Source organism: Streptomyces sp. NBC_01237 (assembly GCF_035917275.1).
Lineage (GTDB): Bacteria > Actinomycetota > Actinomycetes > Streptomycetales > Streptomycetaceae > Streptomyces.
In genome coordinates this window covers 6,558,250-6,577,433 of sequence record NZ_CP108508.1, presented here as the reverse complement: position 1 = coordinate 6,577,433, position 19,184 = coordinate 6,558,250, and the positions used below count along the sequence as shown (strand labels likewise).

Annotated in this window: 16 protein-coding genes; 5 read left to right on the top strand and 11 right to left on the bottom strand. The window is 69.2% G+C overall.

What is annotated here, in order from left to right; translation table 11 throughout:
• Window positions 1-215: 215 nt before the first annotated feature.
• On the top strand, window positions 216-1,196 hold the full coding sequence (locus OG251_RS29390) for an LLM class flavin-dependent oxidoreductase (RefSeq protein ID WP_326679928.1): 981 nt from the start codon (window positions 216-218) through the stop codon (window positions 1,194-1,196).
• Window positions 1,197-1,292: 96 nt separating this feature from the next.
• On the opposite strand, the gene OG251_RS29385 is transcribed toward OG251_RS29390, so the two are convergent.
• From OG251_RS29385 to OG251_RS29370, 4 genes are all read right to left on the bottom strand, one after another.
• On the bottom strand, window positions 1,293-2,711 hold the full coding sequence (locus tag OG251_RS29385; protein WP_326679927.1) for a sugar porter family MFS transporter: 1,419 nt from the start codon (window positions 2,709-2,711) through the stop codon (window positions 1,293-1,295).
• Window positions 2,712-2,919: 208 nt separating this feature from the next.
• On the bottom strand, window positions 2,920-6,756 hold the full coding sequence (locus OG251_RS29380; RefSeq protein WP_326679926.1) for an AAA family ATPase: 3,837 nt from the start codon (window positions 6,754-6,756) through the stop codon (window positions 2,920-2,922).
• A gap of 341 nt (window positions 6,757-7,097) precedes the next feature.
• Window positions 7,098-7,310: a hypothetical protein gene (locus OG251_RS29375; RefSeq protein WP_018551753.1), complete on the bottom strand. Its 213-nt coding sequence runs from the start codon at window positions 7,308-7,310 to the stop codon at window positions 7,098-7,100.
• Window positions 7,311-7,750: 440 nt separating this feature from the next.
• Window positions 7,751-8,032 (bottom strand): acylphosphatase, encoded by a 282-nt coding sequence (locus OG251_RS29370; protein WP_073726894.1) that lies wholly within the window; start codon window positions 8,030-8,032, stop codon window positions 7,751-7,753.
• Window positions 8,033-8,185: 153 nt separating this feature from the next.
• On the opposite strand from OG251_RS29370, the gene OG251_RS29365 reads away from it, so the two are divergent.
• Entirely contained in the window at window positions 8,186-9,127 is a 942-nt protein-coding gene (locus tag OG251_RS29365) for a CAP domain-containing protein (RefSeq protein WP_326679925.1), read from the top strand.
• On the opposite strand, the gene OG251_RS29360 is transcribed toward OG251_RS29365, so the two are convergent.
• From OG251_RS29360 to OG251_RS29340, 5 genes are all read right to left on the bottom strand, one after another.
• Window positions 9,055-10,383 carry a tyrosine-type recombinase/integrase gene (locus OG251_RS29360; protein WP_326679924.1) on the bottom strand — a complete coding sequence of 443 codons (1,329 nt, stop codon included), beginning with the start codon at window positions 10,381-10,383 and terminating at the stop codon, window positions 9,055-9,057. The two genes, OG251_RS29365 and OG251_RS29360, sit on opposite strands and share 73 nt — an antisense overlap.
• Before the next feature lie 420 nt (window positions 10,384-10,803).
• On the bottom strand, window positions 10,804-11,025 hold the full coding sequence (locus OG251_RS29355) for a helix-turn-helix domain-containing protein (RefSeq protein WP_326679923.1): 222 nt from the start codon (window positions 11,023-11,025) through the stop codon (window positions 10,804-10,806).
• A 250-nt stretch (window positions 11,026-11,275) separates the two neighbouring features.
• On the bottom strand, window positions 11,276-12,985 hold the full coding sequence (locus tag OG251_RS29350; RefSeq protein WP_326679922.1) for an ATP-binding protein: 1,710 nt from the start codon (window positions 12,983-12,985) through the stop codon (window positions 11,276-11,278).
• A 169-nt stretch (window positions 12,986-13,154) separates the two neighbouring features.
• A complete protein-coding gene (locus tag OG251_RS29345; protein WP_326679921.1) occupies window positions 13,155-13,805 on the bottom strand; it encodes an HNH endonuclease in 651 nt (216 codons plus the stop codon).
• Complete coding sequence (locus tag OG251_RS29340; protein ID WP_326679920.1) at window positions 13,802-14,197, bottom strand: hypothetical protein; 396 nt, start codon at window positions 14,195-14,197, stop codon at window positions 13,802-13,804. Before OG251_RS29340 ends, OG251_RS29345 begins: the two co-directional genes overlap by 4 nt.
• 234 nt (window positions 14,198-14,431) lie before the next feature.
• On the opposite strand from OG251_RS29340, the gene OG251_RS29335 reads away from it, so the two are divergent.
• The gene (locus tag OG251_RS29335; protein WP_326679919.1) at window positions 14,432-15,190 is read left to right on the top strand and encodes a GntR family transcriptional regulator; all 759 of its coding nucleotides are present in this window, start codon (window positions 14,432-14,434) and stop codon (window positions 15,188-15,190) included.
• A gap of 35 nt (window positions 15,191-15,225) precedes the next feature.
• Entirely contained in the window at window positions 15,226-15,747 is a 522-nt protein-coding gene (locus OG251_RS29330) for an AAA family ATPase (protein WP_326681459.1), read from the top strand.
• A gap of 1,045 nt (window positions 15,748-16,792) precedes the next feature.
• On the opposite strand, the gene OG251_RS29325 is transcribed toward OG251_RS29330, so the two are convergent.
• Both OG251_RS29325 and OG251_RS29320 read right to left on the bottom strand, forming a co-directional pair.
• On the bottom strand, window positions 16,793-17,008 hold the full coding sequence (locus OG251_RS29325; protein WP_326679918.1) for a YozE family protein: 216 nt from the start codon (window positions 17,006-17,008) through the stop codon (window positions 16,793-16,795).
• 85 nt (window positions 17,009-17,093) lie between these two features.
• A complete protein-coding gene (locus tag OG251_RS29320; RefSeq protein WP_326679917.1) occupies window positions 17,094-17,261 on the bottom strand; it encodes a hypothetical protein in 168 nt (55 codons plus the stop codon).
• Window positions 17,262-18,769: 1,508 nt separating this feature from the next.
• On the opposite strand from OG251_RS29320, the gene OG251_RS29315 reads away from it, so the two are divergent.
• Window positions 18,770-19,144, top strand: a complete 375-nt coding sequence (locus tag OG251_RS29315; RefSeq protein WP_326679916.1) for a winged helix-turn-helix transcriptional regulator — start codon at window positions 18,770-18,772, stop codon at window positions 19,142-19,144.
• Window positions 19,145-19,184: the final 40 nt, after the last annotated feature.

The window sequence follows — 19,184 nt, the reverse complement described above, 5'->3', positions numbered from 1 at the left end:
AAAACCGCGCTTCCGCTCATGAAGGCCCGCCCACTGGGGCGGGGTGACGCCCCCCACATGAGACCGCCCCGCACCTCACCCTCCGACCGGGGCGCGTGCCCGAACGCGATGCCGCCGCCCCCTCCCGGCGCCGGCGACCGGCCCCTACCCTTCTGACGCTATGTCAGTTACGGTGCCGCCTCCACCAAGCCCGCCCGGCGAAGGGGACGCCCGTCATGGCCTTCACAGTGGTCCGGTTCAATCTCGTCGATCCCGACGCCACGCCCGAGTCCCTCTCGGCCCGCTACCGCGCGGCGCTGGAGATGGCCGCGTACGCCGACGAGCACGGCGTCGACACCGTACAGACCGAGGAGCACCACGGGGCCGCCAACTCCTGGCTGCCCTCCCCGTTCGTCTTCGCCGGTTCCGTCTTCGGGGCCACCCGGCGGATCGCGGTGACCGTCTCGGCCATCATCGGCCCGCTGCACGATCCGCTGCGGCTGGCCGAGGACATCGCCGTGCTCGATCTGCTCAGCGCGGGGCGGCTGGTGACCGTCGCGGGGATCGGCTACCGGCCCGCCGAGTACGAGCGGGCGGGCGTGGAGTGGGGCAGGCGCGGCAAGCTCCAGGACGAGCTGCTGGAGACACTGCTCCGGGCGTGGACCGGGGAGCCTTTCACGTACCGGGGCCGTACGGTCACGGTCAGCCCGCGCCCCTACACCCAGCCCCATCCGCTGCTGCTGGTGGGCGGCAGCTCACGGGCGGCGGCGCGGCGGGCGGCCCGGCTGGGGCTGCCGCTCTTCCCGAGTGCGCATCTGCCGGAGCTGGAGGCGTACTACCACGAGCAGCGCGCGGAGCACGGGACGGAGGGGTTCTGCATGATGCCCGCGGCCAGGACGCCGCTGCTGCATGTGTCCGAGGACCCGGACCGGACGTGGGCGCGGTACGGGGAGCACCTGCTGCACGAGGCCCGTACGTACTCCTCCTGGCAGTCGAAGGACATCCGCTCGGCCGTGCGCTCGGCGGCGACGACGGTGGCGGAGCTGCGCGAGGAGGGCGTGTACCGGATCGTCACACCGCGGCAGTGCGCGGAGCTGGACGCGGACAGCCTGGTCCTGCATCCGCTGTGCGGCGGGATGCCGGTGGAGGAGGGGTGGCGCAGCCTGCGGCTGTTCTGCGAGGCGACGGGGAAAGCCGCCGCCCCGGCTCGACAGTGAGCCGGGGCGGGCGGTAGACGGGGGCGGGCGGGCGCCCGGACACCGGGAGGACGGCGGGGCCGGGCTCCGGGAAGCGCGGTGGGGCCGGGCAGTGCCTCAGCCCATCTCCTCCAGGGTCTTGCCCTTGGTCTCCTTCACGAACTTGAGCACGAAGGGGATCGAGAGCGTCGCGAACGCCGCGTAGATGATGTAGGTGGCCGACAGGTTCCAGTCGGCCAGGCTCGGGAAGCTCGCGGTGATCGCCCAGTTGGCGATCCACTGCGCGGACGCGGCCACGCCGAGCGCGGCGGCGCGGATCCGGTTGGGGAACATCTCGCCGAGGAAGACCCAGACCACGACACCCCACGACAGGGCGAAGAAGAGCACGAAGACATGGGCCGCCACGAGGGCGACGACGCCCTGGGTGTTGGGCAGTTTGCCGTCGACGAGGTCGGCGGAGAACGCCCAGGCCTCGAAGGCCAGCGCGATCGCCATACCGGTCGAGCCGACCAGCGCGAGCGGCCTGCGGCCCACCCGGTCCACCAGCACCATCGCGATCACCGTGCCGATGATGTTGATGATCGAGGTGGTGAACGAGTAGAAGAACGAGTCGGTCGGGTCGATGCCGACGGACTGCCACAGCGTCGCCGAGTAGTAGAACGCCACGTTGATGCCGACGAGTTGCTGGAAGACGGACAGGCCGATACCGATCCAGACGATGGGCAGAAAGCCGAAACGGCTGCCGAGCAGGTCCTTGAAGGTGGACTTGTGCTCCCGGTGCATGGCGGTCTCGATCTCGCTCACGCGCGCGTCGAGGTCGACGTGCTCCCCTTCGACCTCCGCGAGGATCTGCCGGGCCCGTTCCTTCTTGCCGACCGAGATCAGGAAACGCGGGGACTCGGGGATCGCGAAGGACAGGAGCCCGTACAGGACGGCGGGGACGACCATCACACCGAGCATCCACTGCCATGCCTCGATGCCGCCGATCTTGCCGCGCTGGTCACCGTCGGCGATCTGGAGGATGCCGTAGTTGACCAGCTGGGAGATGGCGATGCCGATGACGATGGCGGCCTGCTGGAAGGAGCCGAGCCGGCCGCGGTAGGCGGGCGGCGAGACCTCGGCGATGTACGCCGGGCCGATGACGGAGGCCATCCCGATGGCGAAGCCGCCGATGATGCGCCACATCGCCAGATCCCAGAGGGCGAACGGCAGCGCCGATCCGACCGCGCTGACGGTGAAGAGCACGGACGAGATCTGCATGCAGCGGATGCGGCCGATGCGGTCGGCGATACGTCCTGCGGTGGCGGCGCCGATCGCGCAGCCGATCAGCGCGATCGCGATGACCTGGGCGAGCGTGCCGGAGCCGATGTCGTACCGGTGGCGGATCGCTTCGACGGCGCCATTGATGACGGAACTGTCGTAGCCGAAGAGAAAGCCGCCCATGGCGGCGGCCGCCGTGATGAAGATGACATGACCGAGGTGGTCCGGGTGGGCGGCTCGTGCTCCGGACTGCGGTCCCTGCGCTGTGCTGGACACATGAACTCCTGATGCCTGGCCGCATCGTCAGGCGTGGGGGGTGAGCCCTCTAAGTGGCGCATAAGATCCGGCCTGCCACCACTTGAAGGTGAAATCAACTTCGCAGGAATTATTCATTCAGATCTCGAAGTCGAATTTCTCTTGCGAGCCGACTTCTACCCCGAAGCAGGGGAATAGCCCGTTGAAGCCTTGAAGATTAGGTAAAGGTTCAGCGCAGCCGCTGGCTGATGACCTTCGAGACTCCATCGCCCTGCATGGAGACCCCGTACAACGCGTCGGCGACCTCCATCGTCCGCTTCTGGTGCGTGATCACGATCAGCTGGGAGCTCTCCTGGAGCTCCTCCATGATCCGGATCAGCCGCTGCAGATTGGTGTCGTCCAGCGCCGCCTCGACCTCGTCCATCACATAGAACGGGCTCGGCCTCGCCTTGAAGATCGAGACCAGCAACGCCACGGCCGTCAGGGACCGCTCGCCGCCCGACAGCAGGGAGAGCCGCTTGACCTTCTTGCCCGGCGGGCGGGCCTCGACGTCCACGCCCGTGGCGAGCATGTTGTCGGGATCGGTCAGGATCAGCCGCCCCTCGCCACCGGGGAAGAGCCGTGAGAAGACGCCCTCGAACTCGCGGGCCGTGTCCCGGTACGCCTCGGTGAACACCTGCTCGACCCGCTCGTCGACCTCCTTGATCACCTGGAGCAGATCGGCCCGGGTCTTCTTCAGGTCCTCCAGCTGCTCGGAGAGGAACTTGTGCCGCTCCTCCAGCGCCGAGAACTCCTCCAGGGCGAGCGGATTCACCTTCCCGAGTTGCTGATACGCCCGTTCGGCCGACTTCAGCCGCTTCTCCTGCTCGGCCCTGACGAACGGCCTCGGCTGGTTGCGCGGGTCCTGCGGATCCTCCGGCAGCTCCTCGCCCTGGGCCGCCGGGGACGGCGGAACCAGCTGGTCCGGTCCGTACTCGGCCGCCAGCCCGGCCGGCTCCACGCCGAGCTCCTCCAGCGCCTTCGCCTCCAACTGCTCTATCCGCAGCCGCTTCTCGGCACCCAGGACCTCACCGCGGTGCACCGAGTCGGTCAGCTTGTCCAGCTCGCCCTTCAGCGCCCGGCCCCGGTCCCGCTCGGCCGCCAGCTCCCGCTCGCGTTCGGCCTTCGCCGCCTCCGCCGAGGCCCGCTCCTCCTGGGCCCGTACGACGGACACCTCGACGTGCGCGAGCAGCTGACGGGCACCGGAGGCGACGGCGGAGGCCACCGCGGCCTCGTGCCGCAGCCGGGCCCGGTGCTGCTCGGCGCGGGCGCGGGCCTCACGTTCGGCACGGGCCGCGCGGTCCAGGGAGTCGGCGCGCCCGGCGAGCGACTTCACCCGTTCCTCATGGGTACGGGCCTGGAGACGGGCCTCCATCTCGGTCTGGCGGGCGTTGGCACCGTCGGCGGCGAGCCGGTCCCGTACGGAGGTGTCGGGCTCCTCGTCGACCGGCAGCTCCTCCGCCACCAGCAGCCGCTCGGCCAGCTCCGCCGCCTCCTCGGTCGCCCGCTCCAGGGCCTCCTGGGCGCGGGCCGCGGACGCGGCGGTCCGCTCGGCCTCGCCCGCGGCTCCCCGGGCCTGCCCGGCGAGCCGCCCCAGCTGCTGGGCCACGCCCGACTTCTCCCGCTCCGCGGCGCGGCGCCGCTCCCCCAGCTCCTCGACGAGCGCGGCACCGGCCCGGCGCCGCTCCCCCGCGAGCCGCTGGGCAGCGGCCAGCTCCTCGCACCGCACGGCCAGCTCCGCCAGGTCGGCGGCCGCCTCGTCGACGGACGCCTGCACTTCCAGGAGGCTCGGCGCCCCGGCGGAACCGCCGTGCGCGAAGTGGGCCGACAGCACGTCGCCCTCACCGGTCACCGCGGTCAGCCCGGGGTGTGCGGCGACCAGGTCCTCGGCGTCCTCCAGGGTGCCGACGACCACCATGTCCCGCACCAGTGCGCGCACGGCGCCCATCAGCTCGGCGGGCCCCCGCACCAGCCCGGCGACGGCGGGCGCTCCCGCGAGCGGGGCCTCGTCCCCGGCGGCCACCAGGGCGGCCGGGGCGGAGGGGGCGTCGGCGGCGGCCGGACGGACGCCCGTGTCGCTCTGCCCACCCGGGTACGCGTCACCCCGGCCGGGCAGCTGTGTCGCGTCCACCTGCCCGGGTACGTGCGCGTCCACCTGTCCGGGTACGTGCGCGCCGGGACCGCTCACCGACGCTTCGCCGGCCTGCCCCGGAACGGCGGCACCCCCGTGCCCCGTCACATGCGCGTCCCCCTGCCCGGGTAGATGCTGACCACCCAGCTGAACGCCCGCCTGGGCAGCCGCCCGTGGGCCGGCGCCCAGCAGCAGCGCCGCACGCCCCGCGTCCTCCTTGCGCAGCAGCCGGATCGCCTCCGCGGCCGTGGCCGGGTCCGTCACCGCCACCGCGTCCGCCGCCGCGCCCAGGGCTGCCGCCACCGCGACCTCGTACCCCGGTACCACCGTGAGCAGTTCCGCGGCCGGGCCGAGCAGACCGGACAGCCGGTCGCGGGCACCGAGCAGCGCGCCCGTGCCGTCCTTGCGGCGCAGGCCCAGGGCCAGCGCCTCGTGCCGGGCCGCGACCGCTGCGCGCTCGCGCTCGGCGGCCGTCGTGGCCTCCCGCGCCGCACCGTGGGCCGCCTCCGCCCCGTCGAGCGCGCGCTTGGCGGCCTCGTGCCGCCCGGCCAGCTCCGCGTCGCCCGCGTCCAGGCCGTCGACCTCGGCCTTGAGCTGCTCGTACTCCTCCTGGGCCACGGCCGCGCGCTCCCGCGCCTCGTCGCGGGACGCGGCCAGCCGGTCGATCTCCGCCTGGGCCGAGCCGGCCCGGCTGCGGGCCGCGTTGACCTGGCCGTTCAGCCGCGCGAGCCCTTCGCGCCGGTCCGCGATGGCCCGCGCGGCGTCCTTGAGCCTGCGCTCCTCGGCCGCCAACTCCCGCTCCAGGTCGGACCGGTGGGCGACGGTGTCCTCCAGGGCGTGTTCCGCGGCCTCCAGCGCGGCCGTCAGCTCCGCCTCCTGCTCGCGGATCCGGGCTGCCTCGCGCTCCATGTCCTCCGGGTCCCGCCCGCGCCGTTCCTCCGCGGGCGCGGCGGTGGCGCTCTTGACCCGGGCGTCGGCCAGCGAGATCGTGCCGCGTACCCGTTCCGCGAGCTGCGACAGTTCGTACCAGGTCTGCTGGGCCCGCTGGAGTCTCGGCGCGAGGCGCCGCACCTCGCCCTCCAGCTCCGCCTCCCGGGCGAGGGCCGCCTTGAGCTCGGCCTCCGCGGCGTCCTTGCGCTTCTTCAGTTCGGCCTCGTCGGCGATCTCGTCGCGCAGCGCGCTGTGCAGGGTCACGAGGTCGTCGGCGAGGAGCCGCAGCCGGGCGTCGCGCAGATCGGCCTGGATGACCGCGGCCCGGCGGGCGACGGCCGCCTGTCTGCCGAGCGGCTTCAGCTGGCGGCGCAGTTCGTCGGTGAGGTCCTGGACGCGAGCCAGATTGGCCCCCATCGCGTCCAGCTTCCGCAGCGCCTTTTCTTTTCGCTTGCGGTGTTTGAGCACACCCGCGGCCTCCTCGATGAAGGCGCGGCGGCCCATCGGATCGGCATGCAGTACGGAGTCCAACTGACCCTGGCCGACGATGACATGCATCTCGCGGCCGATTCCGGAGTCCGAGAGGAGTTCCTGGATGTCGAGCAGCCGGCAGGTGTCCCCATTGATCTGGTATTCGCTGCCGCCATTGCGGAACATGATCCGGGTGATCGTCACTTCGGCGTATTCGATGGGGAGCGCGCCATCGGAATTGTCAATGGTCAGCGACACTTCCGCCCGGCCGAGCGGTGGCCGCCCGGTCGTGCCGGCGAAGATCACGTCCTCCATCTTGCCGCCGCGCAGGGACTTGGCGCCCTGTTCCCCCATGACCCAGGAGAGCGCGTCCACCACATTGGATTTGCCTGATCCATTGGGTCCGACGACACAGGTGATCCCCGGTTCGAACCGCAGGGTCGTGGCGGAGGCGAACGATTTGAAACCACGCAGGGTCAGGGCCTTGAGGTGCACGCCGCCGGACTCTACCTTTCACTCTCGGTTTCGCTGCTGAAGGTGCAGGGCACATCAGACGGTAAGGGAAGGGCTGTACGTCCGGGCGGGGGCCCGGATCGGCGCCGGGGGCGGGAATGTGCGACCGGGGGGTCGAGAACGAAAGAAAGGGACGCCGAAGCGTCCCTGTAAATCTTGCGCGGCGTCCTGCGTGACGGATCGCTGACACACCGGACGATGAGCACATGCCCGGTGTTCCGGGACACCCTCGGTGTTCCGGTGCGCGATCCGTGACGAAGACGATCCAGTAATTCTCAGGCGGCTGAGCATGCCCGGCCCGACCGGCCCCACGGGGCCACCGGTCAGGTCAGCGCAGGCTCCGCCTGGGGTACGTCGATGTCGATGCTGTCGAGCAGCGACTCTTGGTGCTGGGCGGCGGCGTTCAGCGCGTCGTTCTCGTCCTGGATCCGTACAAGCTCGGATTCCAGGTCCTGGACGCGCTGCTGGAGCCGTCGCATCTCGGCGAGGAGTCGCGGGTCGGAACCGCCGACGTAACCGAGAAGCGCCTTTGCCATGATGGATGGTCCTCCACACTGAGTGACCGACCGAGAGCGGTGTGGGTCGTGAGGGAATCGCACCCGCGGTGCTCGGCAGTGCCCTGTCAACACTGCGGTTCTGCTGCCAAACAGCTCTGCCAAACAGCTAAGGTGCGCGGGGTTTTCAGCGTCTCACCAAAAAGTTTGACGGTCAACACGATCACACCCCGTAGAGGCGGGCGTCCCGGGGGTGCGCGGCTTTTCGATCATGCGGCGCGACTCTCCTGCGGGGCCCTGAGGGGCGTGGAGATCTTCGTTAATGCCGCAGCCTGGCACGCCGGCCCGTTCTTGGCAACCACAGGCCGCCGCCAGGTCCCTTCGCAGGTCATTTCGGGTGCGGGGTCACCCTGAACTCTTCGGTAACCGCCCGGCGCGCTCCGTATACGGTGCGAATCCACAGCCCCTCGCCGATGCCGTGATCAACGGATCGCGAATCCCTCGTAACCCCCGCGCGGCGTGTCCCAGATCTCAGTGACTCCGTCCACGCGCCCGGGTGTGTCGTCGGAACGCAGCCAGTCCAGCAAACGGTGGCAATTCTCACGTGGACCCTCGGCGACGACCTGCACCCTGCCGTCGTCGAGATTGAGGGCAAAGCCGATCAGCCCACCGATCTCCAAAGCGTTTGCCCTGGTGAACCAGCGGAAGCCTACTTGCTGTACTCGGCCGCGTACCCAAACGACGAGTCGTGCGTCTTCGCTCATACGTGAACGCTAACGGGCCAATGGCCCTCGGAGCACTTCGCCCCTTTGACCCATGGCGTACAGTCCGGTCGCAATAGTCTCACTCGAACGGGTGAGTACGGCTGAGAATTGTGACGTCGCAGGGGCGTCCGGAGCACCAGGAAGGCACTGCGCATGGGACGCCACCGACGATCCGCCGCAGACCCCGCCGCCGAGGAGAACGCGGCCGGAGCCGCGTTCGGGCACCGGGATGCGCGACGGAAGAAGCGGGCTTCCCTGCCCGTGCGCACCGGGCTCCTCGGCGTCTCCGCGGCGGTGGCCCTGGGAGCGGTCGCCCTGGCCTCGGGTCTGCTGCCCGGTGGTGACACCCACACCGTGGGCGGTACGTCCACCGCGGACCAGCTGCGCTCCGGTGGCGCACCGGACCTCCTGACGCAGGGCGGCGACTCGGCCGAGCCGACCGACCGCGCCTCCGCTTCGGCCTCCAACCCCGCAAGCCGGGGCAGCGCACGGCCGAAGGCTCCGTCGAAGTCCGCTTCCGCTTCCGCCACCCCCAGCAAGCCGGCCGCCGTGCCGTCGAAGAGGCCGACCGAGTCGAAGGCGCCCTCGAAGACGCCGTCGAAGACTCCCCCCGCGACGCCGAGGAAGACCACGAGCCCGGCGACGAAGGCCCCGGCCGCGCCGAAGACCTCGTCCGCCGCACCGTCCCGGAAGGCACCGGCCGCCCCCTCGCCCTCCGCCACCTCCGCGCAGGCCGCCGTCCTCGCCCTGGTGAACCAGGAACGGTCCAAGGTCGGCTGCTCCCCGGTCACCACCAGCGCCCCGTTGACCGCGCTCGCCCAGAACTTCAGCGAGGACATGGCTGCGCGCGGCTTCTTCGACCACACCGACCCCGACGGCGCGACCCCCTGGGACCGTGCCGCGAAGGCCGGCATACAGGGGCTCGGCGGCGAGAACATCGCCCGCGGACAGGCCGACGCCAAGGCCGTGATGGCGGCTTGGATGAACAGCGACGGGCACCGGGCAAACATTCTCAACTGCGATTACAAGACCCTCGGCGTCGGCATGCACGCCGGTTCCGGCGGCCCCTGGTGGACGCAGGACTTCGGCTTCTGAGAAGTCCGCAGGTCAGAGACACCTTCGTGCCCATGGGCCGTCTCAGGGCCGTGGGTGTGCCCGGTTCCGTTGAAGACGCCGTCCACCGCCGCGCGGGTACGAGTCTCGCTCGCAGGCATGAGATGGGTATACGTCCGTAGCGTGAAACCTGGGTCGTGGTGCCCCAGATACTCGCTGAGAGCCTTGATGCTCTCCCCGGCGTCCAGGAGCACCGACGCGTAGAAGTGCCGCAGCGCGTGCGTACCGTTGTCGCGAACCGTGGGGACGCCCGCGGCTTCGAGAGCGGGCTTCCACACCCGGTGATTGAAGCGATTGCGGTTCAGGGAGAGGCCCTCAGGGCTGTAAAGGATCAGGGTCGCGGTGACGGGCCTCCCGTCCGCCGACTTCCACGGCAAGGTGATCTCCTTCGCCGGATGCTTCACCAGGTGCGCCCTCAAGGCGTCCGCAACCGAATCAGGCAACGGAACATCCCTCTCCTTGCCTCCCTTGGGAGGGGCGAACACCGGCCGGTTACGCAGAAGCTTCACCTGCCGCACCACATGCACGACTCCACCAAGAAAGTCCACGTCCTCAACGGCCAACCCGAAGACTTCCCCCTGCCGCAGGCCACACCCGGCGGCAGGCTCGACCAGGACGCGATATCGCTCGGGAAGCGCTGCTCGCACAGCCATCACGCGATCGGCCGGCCACGGCTTGACCTTGCGCGGATCAAGGCGGGGTGCCTTGACCGAACGGGCGCTGCACGGATTCGAGTGGATAAGCCGGTCCTCGACCGCTGCCGTAAACACAGTCGAGACGTGCGCGAAGATTCCGCGCCGGTAGGCGGGTGAGAGCCCGGCATCCTCCAGGGTCCGAATCCACTGCCGCAGGTGAGTCGGGTTGAAAGAGGCCAAGGAGCGCTGTCCCAGATGAGGGATCGCGTGGAGCCGAAGTCGCATCTCTACGGACTCCCTGGTTGCGGGGTCTGTCATCTGGGTGGTCATCCACTTGATGGCGTACTGCCCGAACGTCACCTTCCCTGCATCTGGGTCGACGTAGTGTCCGCGCGCCATGTCGGCCGCCGTCTCGTTCAGCCACTGCTCGGCCAGTCGCTTCTGCTTGTCAGGAAAGCTCTTGGACTTCTCGGTGCCGTTGGGCCCGATGTAGCGGGCCCGGTAACGGAGGCCGGTTCCGTGACGGTCGGTCTTTGTGCGGCTGGTCTTGCCGTCTGAAGTGGTCTCGGTCTTGAACCAGCGGTCTTGGATGTGGCCAGCCATGGTGGCTGACTCCTCTCGGTTGGGTGCTGTGCCTTGGGTCGGTGAGGGCGGACAGCAGGGTGGACAGGGGGGTGGACGGTGCCCGGGTCGTGTCCGCCCCCTGTCCGCCCGGTTGTCCGGGGTGCAGTCCGGGGCAAATTGGGTGGTCGTCCGGGTGGTCGCAACCCGGTCGGCGCCCGTTTGACCCCGGTTTGCCGGGTGGTCGCTGCCCCCCGTTGGGTGGTCGGCCGACCGGGTAGCGGTGTCCGTCGACCGGGTGGCAAACCGGGGCATTTCAGCTGCCGACCGGGTGGGTGTGACGCTGTGACGGCGGGGGTGTGACGCCGTCACGCGGGGGTGTGACGGGCCGCCGTGAGGGCGCGTCACACCCGCTCCCGCCTAGGGGTTTGGGTGTGACGCGGCTGTCACATGTGACGGGTGTCAGGCGGCGTCGCGGGTGGTCTGCTGGGTGATCCAGTCGCGGACGGCGGCGGGGTCGTAGCGGATGTGGCGGCCGACGCGGAAGCCGGGCGGTCCGGTGCGGCGCTTGCGCCAGTGGTAGACGGTCTCGACCGGGACGGTGAGCAGCGCGGCGAGGTCTTCGGGGGTGAGGTAGCGGTCCGGGAGTCCGGCGCGGAGGGTCGCGCGGGGGTCGGTGGCCATGGTGGTGGTTACTCCTCGTGTCCGTGGTGCGGTGCGTGGGAGTGGTGCCGGTCGCCGTACTAGAGAGTTGATGTATCGCAGCGTCCGCAGCGTCCCAGCGTCCGCACCCACCTGTCTTCGCAGGTCAGTTGGGGTGAGAGGTGCGGACGCTGGTGCGGACGCTGCGGACGCTGGACGGCTTCAGCGTCCGCAGCGGGTGACGTGTCCGGGCCGCTGTTTCGCGGCCCGGCCCGGTGGTGTTCCGGCTACGTCAGTGCAGGTCAGGCGGGATGTGTCCCTGTCCGATGGGGGCCACGTCGGGCCACAGGGTCTGTTCCTGCGGTGCGGACGCTGCGGACGCTGACTCGTCGGGCGGATCGGTCCGGGTGAGGATCAGGAGCTTGTGACGGTGCCTGTCACGGCTACGCTGCGTGTCGTCCACCGTGATCCCGACGGACCGCAGGAGCGGAGCGAGGCGCTTGACCTTGCCTCCCGCGCGGGTGGCGTCCTTGGGCCAGTTCGGCGGCCGGACCCCGCCGGGCGGCTGGAGCTGTTCGAGAAGCTGCGCCGCGGTCCCGGTCCATGTCCCGGCCTCTTCGACCAGGGCCGCGACCGCCGAGCCGAACAAGTCGCCTTCCAGCGCGTCGCCCGCGACGTTCGCGGAAGCGGTGAGGTAGGTGTCCAGGGTCTGCCACTCCTGGACCTGGTCGACGGCGGCCAGCACGCGGGCGAAGTCGGCCATGCGGGGCATGGAGTCGAGCCGCACCGTGGGCAGGGTGGCCAGCACGCACGCCAGGAGATCGAAGAGAGCTCCCAGAACGGCCGGCCGGACCTCTTCGAACCGGCCGTCCAGCTCCTCTTCCGTCCGGCGCCGGTCTTCCTCGATCAGCTGGAGATCGAGCATCAGGAGCCGTTCCGCGAGGTCTCCGGCCAGCGCCCCCGCGTCGATCGTCGTCATGGCCAGCACCCGGCGGAAGGACAGCACGACCACGTCGTCGTCGGTGTACAGGGCCCGGTCCACGATCCCGTCGCCGGTGACGGCCTTGCACAGAGTGTCGGAGAGCCACGGCGGGATCGTGCTGACGTTGTCCAGGCACAGCGCCCACGAGTTGAACGCCTGCGCGGACCAAGCCTTGATGTCCCGCGGCTGCGACCGTTTCGAGGCGGGCGACGGGTCGATGAGGTTCACGACCATCTGCGCCGTCTTCGACTTCCCCGTGCCCTGCTCGCCCTTGAACGTCAGGACCGGGTGCGGAATGGTCGGGATCCACGCGGCGACCAGCCACGCCACCAGCTGCCGGAACGTGGTCTCGTCCATGTTCAGCAGCCCGTGGAGCTTGGCCAGGCCGTCACCGTCCAGGACCGGGGTCGGCATCGGGGCCATGGCCCCGGAGCGGCGGAACAGCACCGGGGAGCGCTCCACCACGTGCCATCCGTCGGCCCCGGACACGGTCACGGCACGGCCGTCCGCGGTCCCCAGGTCGACCACGATCCGGCCCGAGTCGTCGTTCCCGACCCGCAGATGGACCGGTACCGGGTCCTCGGAATCCGCGATCCCCTCCAGCACCGTCATCGCGTCCGCCAGGGCCGACTGCGAGGCAACGTCCCCTTCGAAGGTGTCGGCGTACAGGCGGGCGAGACGCTGGCGAAGCCCGGTCCGGCCACGCAGAGGGAGAGCGAGGTTCGGGCCGTCGATCGCGACCGCGTACGGGCGGCCGTCGGTCGACGTGACGAACGTGTACCGCTCCCGCGCCAGAGCGACCAGCCGGACGGCGGCCGACTGCTTCTTGCCTCCGTCCCCGTCACCACCGCCGGGTCGATCGGTCGGGCCGCCGGTCGACTGCCGCTTGTTCACGGCGGCCGGGATCGTGTTCACGTGGTCGGGTCGATCGTTCACGGTGCCGCCCTCGGTGTTCAGCGCCGGGGGGCTGGTGTTCACGGAACCGTTCACGGCGTTCAGTCGCTTGGTCGGGATGTTCATGCTGCCGTCCTTGCGGTTCCGCGCAGGCGGGTGGTGGCCGTGCGGGTGACTGTGCGGGTGGCCGTGCGGCCCCGGTGTACGCGCAGGTAACACCTCGACCGGTCAGGCGTGCGGGTAGCCGTGCGGGTGACCGTGCGGGGTGTGCGGACGGCCGTGCGGATCGGGGGTGTCATGCCGCCCCCTCGCCGGTCGGGTGGTGCGCGCACAGCCGCGTGCGGGTCGACCGGTCGGGCCGGTGGCGGGGGTGAACACGCAGGTGGAATCCCAAATGGTGATCGCGGCGTCCCCCCGGACACTCAGGGCGTCCACGGGGCGCGGTGGCCGACTGGCGGGCGTGCGCGAGTCGGGCCAGCAGGCGCCAGTCGATCGAGGGGGACGGGGTGGAAACCGGTTGGCTGTCCACCCCGTTTCCACCCGCCCCGACCGGCGGATTCCCAATTCCCGCAAGGGAACCGGCGGTGCCGTCGGCGCTCTCGATGAACGCGTCCCGAGGGGTGGTGAACACCGGGTGGAAACCGTGAACGTCCACCTCTTGCACCGGGTGGACGGCCGACCGGTCCGGAGCCGTCCACCAGACCAGCAGAAGGGCCATGGACAGCGGCAGCCGGTCGGCCTTCGCGTGGTTGCAGTTGGCGCACGCAAGAGCGAGGTTGCCGACCGACCACGTCCGGTAGAGGGACACCGGCACGATGTGGTCCAGGGTCGCTTCCCGCAGCGCCGCGAACCGGCGACGGCAGTAGGTGCACCGGGCCCCGTGGACGCGTGCGAGCTGTTCCTTGCGCAGGCGCCGACGGGACGCGGTCAGGTGACGGGCACTCACGCGGTCACCCCGAATACGCGGGTGACGGCGCGGCCGACCGCCATCAGGTAGTCGACCTCCACGGCCGGGTACACCCGCTCCGTGTGCAGCACTTCGTCACCCCGGTACAGGGCCGTGACGTACGAGGCCAGGTAGTACAGGTCCAACAGGTCCGCCGAAAGGGCCGCGAACTGGACGCCGTACCGGATCGCCTCGTCCTCGTCCAGCTCCTCCCAGAGCAGATTCAGCCCGGGCGTGAACACCAGCATCGCCAGCAGCTCCCCGAAGGAGAGGCAGGCACGAACCTGCACCGTTACGCGGGTCGGTGTCCCCTGCTCCGGCTCACCGAACACATCGACGTCGTTGACCAGCTGTCCAGCGGTAGAACGCTCCGCAAGAATTCCAGGCATCATGGACTTACCCCTTCGAGGGTCGGGGAGCGGCGTTCTGCTTGGCGGTAGGGAGCCGCTCCCTGTGAGAGCCCTGGTCTTCTGGCCAGGGCTTTCTTACGATCAGCACCAGGTCCACAGCGCTGCTGCACCTCCCGATTTGAGCAACCGGTGGGCACATCCCTAGGGTTCCCTAGGGCGCCCTAGGGTGTCAAGCGGTACGCTAGGGAACTCATCAACTGAGAGAAGGAGCTGAGAATGCCGGAGCAGGCTGGTCATAGGGCGCCGTACGCACGGATCGCCGCCCACTACACGGACCTGATCGCCTCAGGAAAACTGCAGCCCGGCGAGCTTCTGCCCAGCATCAAAGCCCTGTCACAGGAGTGGAGCGTCAGCACCGCCACCGCCGAGAAGGCGTTGCGGCAGCTTCGCGGCGAAGGGCTCGTGCGAGGCATCCACGGCATTGGTACCGAGGTGATCGACCGCCCCACGCCGATGTCCTCAGGCTCCCAGCGGCAGGATCGTGGCCACCGCAGCGGTTCGAGCTGGGGAGCGGGTGAGCGGTCCGACTCGCATGAGGCGTCGATGGTCTCAGCGCCGGCCGATGTGGCAGCAGCCTTGGAGATCACGCCGGACTCAGACGTTATCCGCCGACGCCGGGTGTATCGCGATCGTCGCGGCATCGTCGCGCATTCGACCTCGTGGATTCCCGCTGAGTATGGAGAGCTGGTGCCCCAACTCGCCGAGAGTGCCCGCCTCACCGGTGGCACGTCGTTGCAGCTCATCGCCAAGGCCACCGGAAGGCCGATCACCCGCCGGATCGACACCGCTTCAGCCCGCCTGCTGAGGCCGACAGACGCCAGGCTCCTGGAGCTGGACCCGTCGAACCCTCCGATGGAGCCGGTGGTCGTCATGACCGCGAAGTTCATCGACAGTACGGGCCAGGTCGTTGAATATGGCGTAGACCTCGGCGGGCCGGGCCGGACGTGGCTCACGGAGTCGGAGGTAGCGCAGTGACGGCGGCTTCAACCTCAGGTCCGTTCTGCGTCCTAATGGCGGGGCTCCCCGGATCGGGTAAGACGACTCTCTCGCGCGCCCTTACGGCACGCAGGTTCGTCCGGCTGTGCCCGGACGAGGAGATGTTTCGTCGCCATGGTGTGTACGGGGTCGACTTCCCGCGAGGCATCTTCCCGAAGTTGGAACGCCCGGTGCTGGAAGAGATCGCCGTAGACCTCGGTGAGCAGCTTCGGGCGGGACACAACGTCGTGGTCGATCACGGGTTCTGGACTCCAGAAGACCGCGCTCACTGGAGCTCGGTGGCCGCGAACGCCGGGGGTCGGGTAATGCTTGTCTACCTGGAGGCGAGCCACGAAGAACTCTGGGCACGAGTCAGCGAGCGAAACGCTCGCCACAAGGCCGATCCGAACTCGATCTTCTTCTCGGAAAGCGACCTGACTCGGTACCGGACGAGATTCATCCCGCCTCAGGCCGATGAGCCTCACATCGTCTACGGCGGCAACCCTGATTCGGTGCTGGAAGCCCTCGAAACGGCAGGGCTGAAAACCGAGCGCTAGACGCTAGATCCCTGATCAGGGGCACTTTGAGCCGCTAGCGCGCCTGCTAGGTCTAGCACCCGCCCCTGCTAGACCTGGCAGGGACTACGCAACCTTGGAGTCACCTTCTGCCGCCCAGAATCACGTGCCGTGGTGAGGGAGTGGATAGAAGGAGCGGCAAGCCGCATGACATTTTGCAGCCCGCTGCGCGAGCGCGCGAGGCGCGTCGTCCGGCCGCGGCGCCGTGGCGCGGTGCGGGTCCTCCGATCCGATGGCACAGGACCTGTCCGAGGCTCCGTTTTCTGCGTCACCGCGTCACCCGCGTCATCGGGGGCTCTGACCTGGCGTTTTGGGTGACGCAGCCGGTTGGGGGTGCGTCACCCCTGCGTCATCGTCTGCGTCATCGGTGACGCGGGGGGTGACGCAGGTGACGCAGGGGTGACGCAGGATCGGCCGTCTGCGTCACCCCTGTTCGTGCAGCTCAGGGGCCGCTTTCTGTCCTAGGTGACGCAGGTGACGCAGAGCTTCCCTACTTAAGAAAAAGAGGGGGAAGTCCTTTGTAGTACCGCCAAGCACGAAGCGCGGCTTGAGCCGAACAGCAAGAGGAGCACCAGCGGCCCCGGCGGGGGTGCTCCTCTTGCTTGTACGTACGAAGCGGAATGCTTGCGACCGCCCGGAACCAGCGCTCGGTGCGGGGGTCAGCGTCCGCAGCGTCCGCACATCTCTCCTCTGAAGAGCCGCCTTGACCTGCGGTGATGCTCTTCAGAGGGAGTGGATCTTGCGGACGCTGCGGACGCTGGCGGACGCTATACATTTTGTTTAGCGTCCGCACTGTTTCAGCAGGTCAGGCATAGTGCGCCACACCTTGCGGACGCTACGGACGCTGTCTTCCCTTAACTCTCTAGGATGAGAGGGGGCGAGAGCTAAGCGGAACCCCCTGAAGAGCCTGGCCACGTGCAAGAGGAGCTCGCTGCCAGGTGGCGCCGAGCTCCTCTTGCACGTAGGCGCGGCGAATACAGGAAAGCCAAGAGACCACCTCGCGGCGACCGAGTGGTCTCTTGCCCTTCTACCGCTGAGACTCGTAGAGCTCCCACGCGCGTTCCAGGGTCTCCACAGCGGCCGGAATCGCCCCCCGGTCCTCCAAGTACCCCCGCTGTCCATTGAGCCGCTGCCTGCTGGGCCAGTCAGGGTCTGCGGCGACGTCACGCGCCAGGTCACCGATGGCGCTCTCAGCCTTTGAGTGCGTCTTCAACCATGAGGTGAAGTTCCGGTTCCGAGTCATCTCGGCATCGTTTCACCGATGCGCCGGCGCAGGGGAAGTGTTGCGGAATCAGAACTGCTTCAGGAACGGCACCTAAGCTGATTGGTCACGGGCGCCTACGGCGGAGCAGCGCAAGGGCAAGCTCCGGAAGGGCCAGCACGACCGCGACGACGTCCGTTTGATGGGCGCGGCAAATCGCGACGACGCAGACGACGGTGACGCAGAGCAGGCTGAGCCCACCGAGGAGGACTGCGGCGAGAGCGATGTGGTCCATGAGGTCTCCAGTTTCAGAGCGGGTTGGGTACCCGTCCTAAGAAGAGCAATGCGCCTGCCCAACGACAGGCTCTCGCAGCCCACACTTTCGGCATATTCGTCAGCACGCGTTGAGGCGGTCGGCAGCCTTCGGTGTCTTCTCATCAGCGGATACAACTAGCGGAGAAGGGGTTCCAGGCTCCGCAGATGAAAGTGGTAGCAGCGCGCAAGAGGTGCGGTGAGAGCCAGCGGAATGACCGCCTCCCCCACTGAAATGCCTTCAGAAGCTACGTGGAGGGGAAGCGGCCGGATGACCTCAAGCCCGAAGCCCCCTGCCTCCCCACGTGGCTCCTGGAGGCATTTCAGTGGGAGAGGCGGACGGCTGCTGTGCGGCATCCCTGCTCGGGATGTGTCAGGGAGGCGGAGACACCCCCCTCAGGTTGGCTCGCAGCGGCCCCTTTCAGGGGGCTGGTCTGACTGCCTCCCTGCCTCCCTGAACGACGGTTTGCGCTGGTCAGGCCAAGGGAGGCGGCCCAGGGAGGGGGTTAGGGAGTTCTCCCTGCCTCCCCGGACCGTGCGGGGGCGCCTCCCTCTGCTCGATATCGGTATCGCGGCCCGCTGCCGGACCCGTCGAAACGCTCGGGCGCCAGGAAGAGACCACCACGCCACGGGGCGGGGTGGCCTCTTCATCTCCCGGCTGCACCACGTGGGATCGCAGCCCTGCCAACGCCTGCGGCGGCCCTGACACCGGGATATCCCGGAACAGCAAGAGGAGCACGCGCGGCGGCGGGTGCTCCTCTTGCTTGTGCAGAGCGTTCGGGATGAGCACGAGGCGGTTCAGGCAGGGGCGTGCTGCGTAGGAAGGCATCCGAGTTCCGCAGGCGCCGACGCCCTGGCGGAGAACTCCCGCAGAGGCGCCGGAAAGTCGCCCGCCCGAAGGGCGGTCTATCCGGCTCTTCGTCTGACGCCCCTGACGGCCTGACACCACGTTTCCCTAGGTAGACGCGTCCGTCAGGAGCGTCTGACACCCCTCTGACGCACGGCCTGACGCTCCTGACACCCCGACGCCCCTGAGGGTGTCAGAGCGGGGCACGCGAGGTGTCACGGGCAGTGTCAGGCAACGTCACGGGCCACCGTCAGGCGGTGTCACGAGCGGTGTCAGGCCCGCGTGACACCGCTCGTGCCTAAGGGTTTGGGTGTCACGGGGCCCTGACTGTCACGGAGGTGTCAGGACCCCTCCTCGCCTCGCTAGCCGGGGCCGTCTGTGGGCCGTCCAACGACGGCCCACAGCCACCAACGTTCACCAATGGTGCCCCACTGCCCCGCAGGTCAGGGCAGTGAAAGCCCGTTGTTCCGCAGGTCGCCGTGAAGGGGGGCTCAGTTCTTCGGCTTCTGAGGCTTCCGAGCGCTTCTGAGACTTCCGAGCGCCTCTGTGGGCTTCTGGCACCACCGGTATCGCCCCCGCATCCCCCCTTTACGTCGCACAGCGCACTCTCCTGGTAAGCGCTGTGCGGGCGTAAGGTGTGGCGTATGGACAGCCTCTCGTTCGACGTCTTCTCCAGGCAGTGCCCTTCGCGCGGCACGCTGGAGCATGTCACCGGGCGCTGGGGCAGCCTCACCCTCGGCGCGCTGTACGAGGGCAGCCTCCGTTTCAACGAGCTGCGCCGTCGGGTCGACGGGGTGAGCGAGAAGATGCTCTCCCAGACCCTGCATGCCCTGGAGCGCGACGGACTCGTGCACCGGGAGGCACAGCCCACCAATCCGCCCCGGGTGGACTACGAGCTGACCCCCCTCGGCCGCGAGGTGACCGGGCGGCTGCTGGGACTCATCCAGCTCGTGCAGGACCGGATGGCCGAGGTACTGACGGCCCGCGAGCGCTACGACGAGGCGCACGGCGGCCGCTGAGGGCTGTCCCGACCCGGTCACGGAGCGGTCCGCGCGAGCG

Bases quoted from the DNA above. Each gene is read 5' to 3' on its own strand.
- OG251_RS29390 (WP_326679928.1), top strand. From the start codon at position 216: ATGGCCTTCACAGTGGTCCGGTTCAATCTCGTCGATCCCGACGCCACG.
- OG251_RS29325 (WP_326679918.1), bottom strand. From the start codon at position 17,008: ATGACTCGGAACCGGAACTTCACCTCATGGTTGAAGACGCACTCAAAG.
- OG251_RS29375 (WP_018551753.1), bottom strand. From the start codon at position 7,310: ATGGCAAAGGCGCTTCTCGGTTACGTCGGCGGTTCCGACCCGCGACTC.
- OG251_RS29350 (WP_326679922.1), bottom strand. From the start codon at position 12,985: ATGAACATCCCGACCAAGCGACTGAACGCCGTGAACGGTTCCGTGAAC.
- OG251_RS29365 (WP_326679925.1), top strand. From the start codon at position 8,186: ATGGGACGCCACCGACGATCCGCCGCAGACCCCGCCGCCGAGGAGAAC.
- OG251_RS29360 (WP_326679924.1), bottom strand. From the start codon at position 10,383: ATGGCTGGCCACATCCAAGACCGCTGGTTCAAGACCGAGACCACTTCA.
- OG251_RS29330 (WP_326681459.1), top strand. From the start codon at position 15,226: ATGGCGGGGCTCCCCGGATCGGGTAAGACGACTCTCTCGCGCGCCCTT.
- OG251_RS29340 (WP_326679920.1), bottom strand. From the start codon at position 14,197: ATGATGCCTGGAATTCTTGCGGAGCGTTCTACCGCTGGACAGCTGGTC.
- OG251_RS29370 (WP_073726894.1), bottom strand. From the start codon at position 8,032: ATGAGCGAAGACGCACGACTCGTCGTTTGGGTACGCGGCCGAGTACAG.
- OG251_RS29320 (WP_326679917.1), bottom strand. From the start codon at position 17,261: ATGGACCACATCGCTCTCGCCGCAGTCCTCCTCGGTGGGCTCAGCCTG.
- OG251_RS29315 (WP_326679916.1), top strand. From the start codon at position 18,770: ATGGACAGCCTCTCGTTCGACGTCTTCTCCAGGCAGTGCCCTTCGCGC.
- OG251_RS29355 (WP_326679923.1), bottom strand. From the start codon at position 11,025: ATGGCCACCGACCCCCGCGCGACCCTCCGCGCCGGACTCCCGGACCGC.
- OG251_RS29335 (WP_326679919.1), top strand. From the start codon at position 14,432: ATGCCGGAGCAGGCTGGTCATAGGGCGCCGTACGCACGGATCGCCGCC.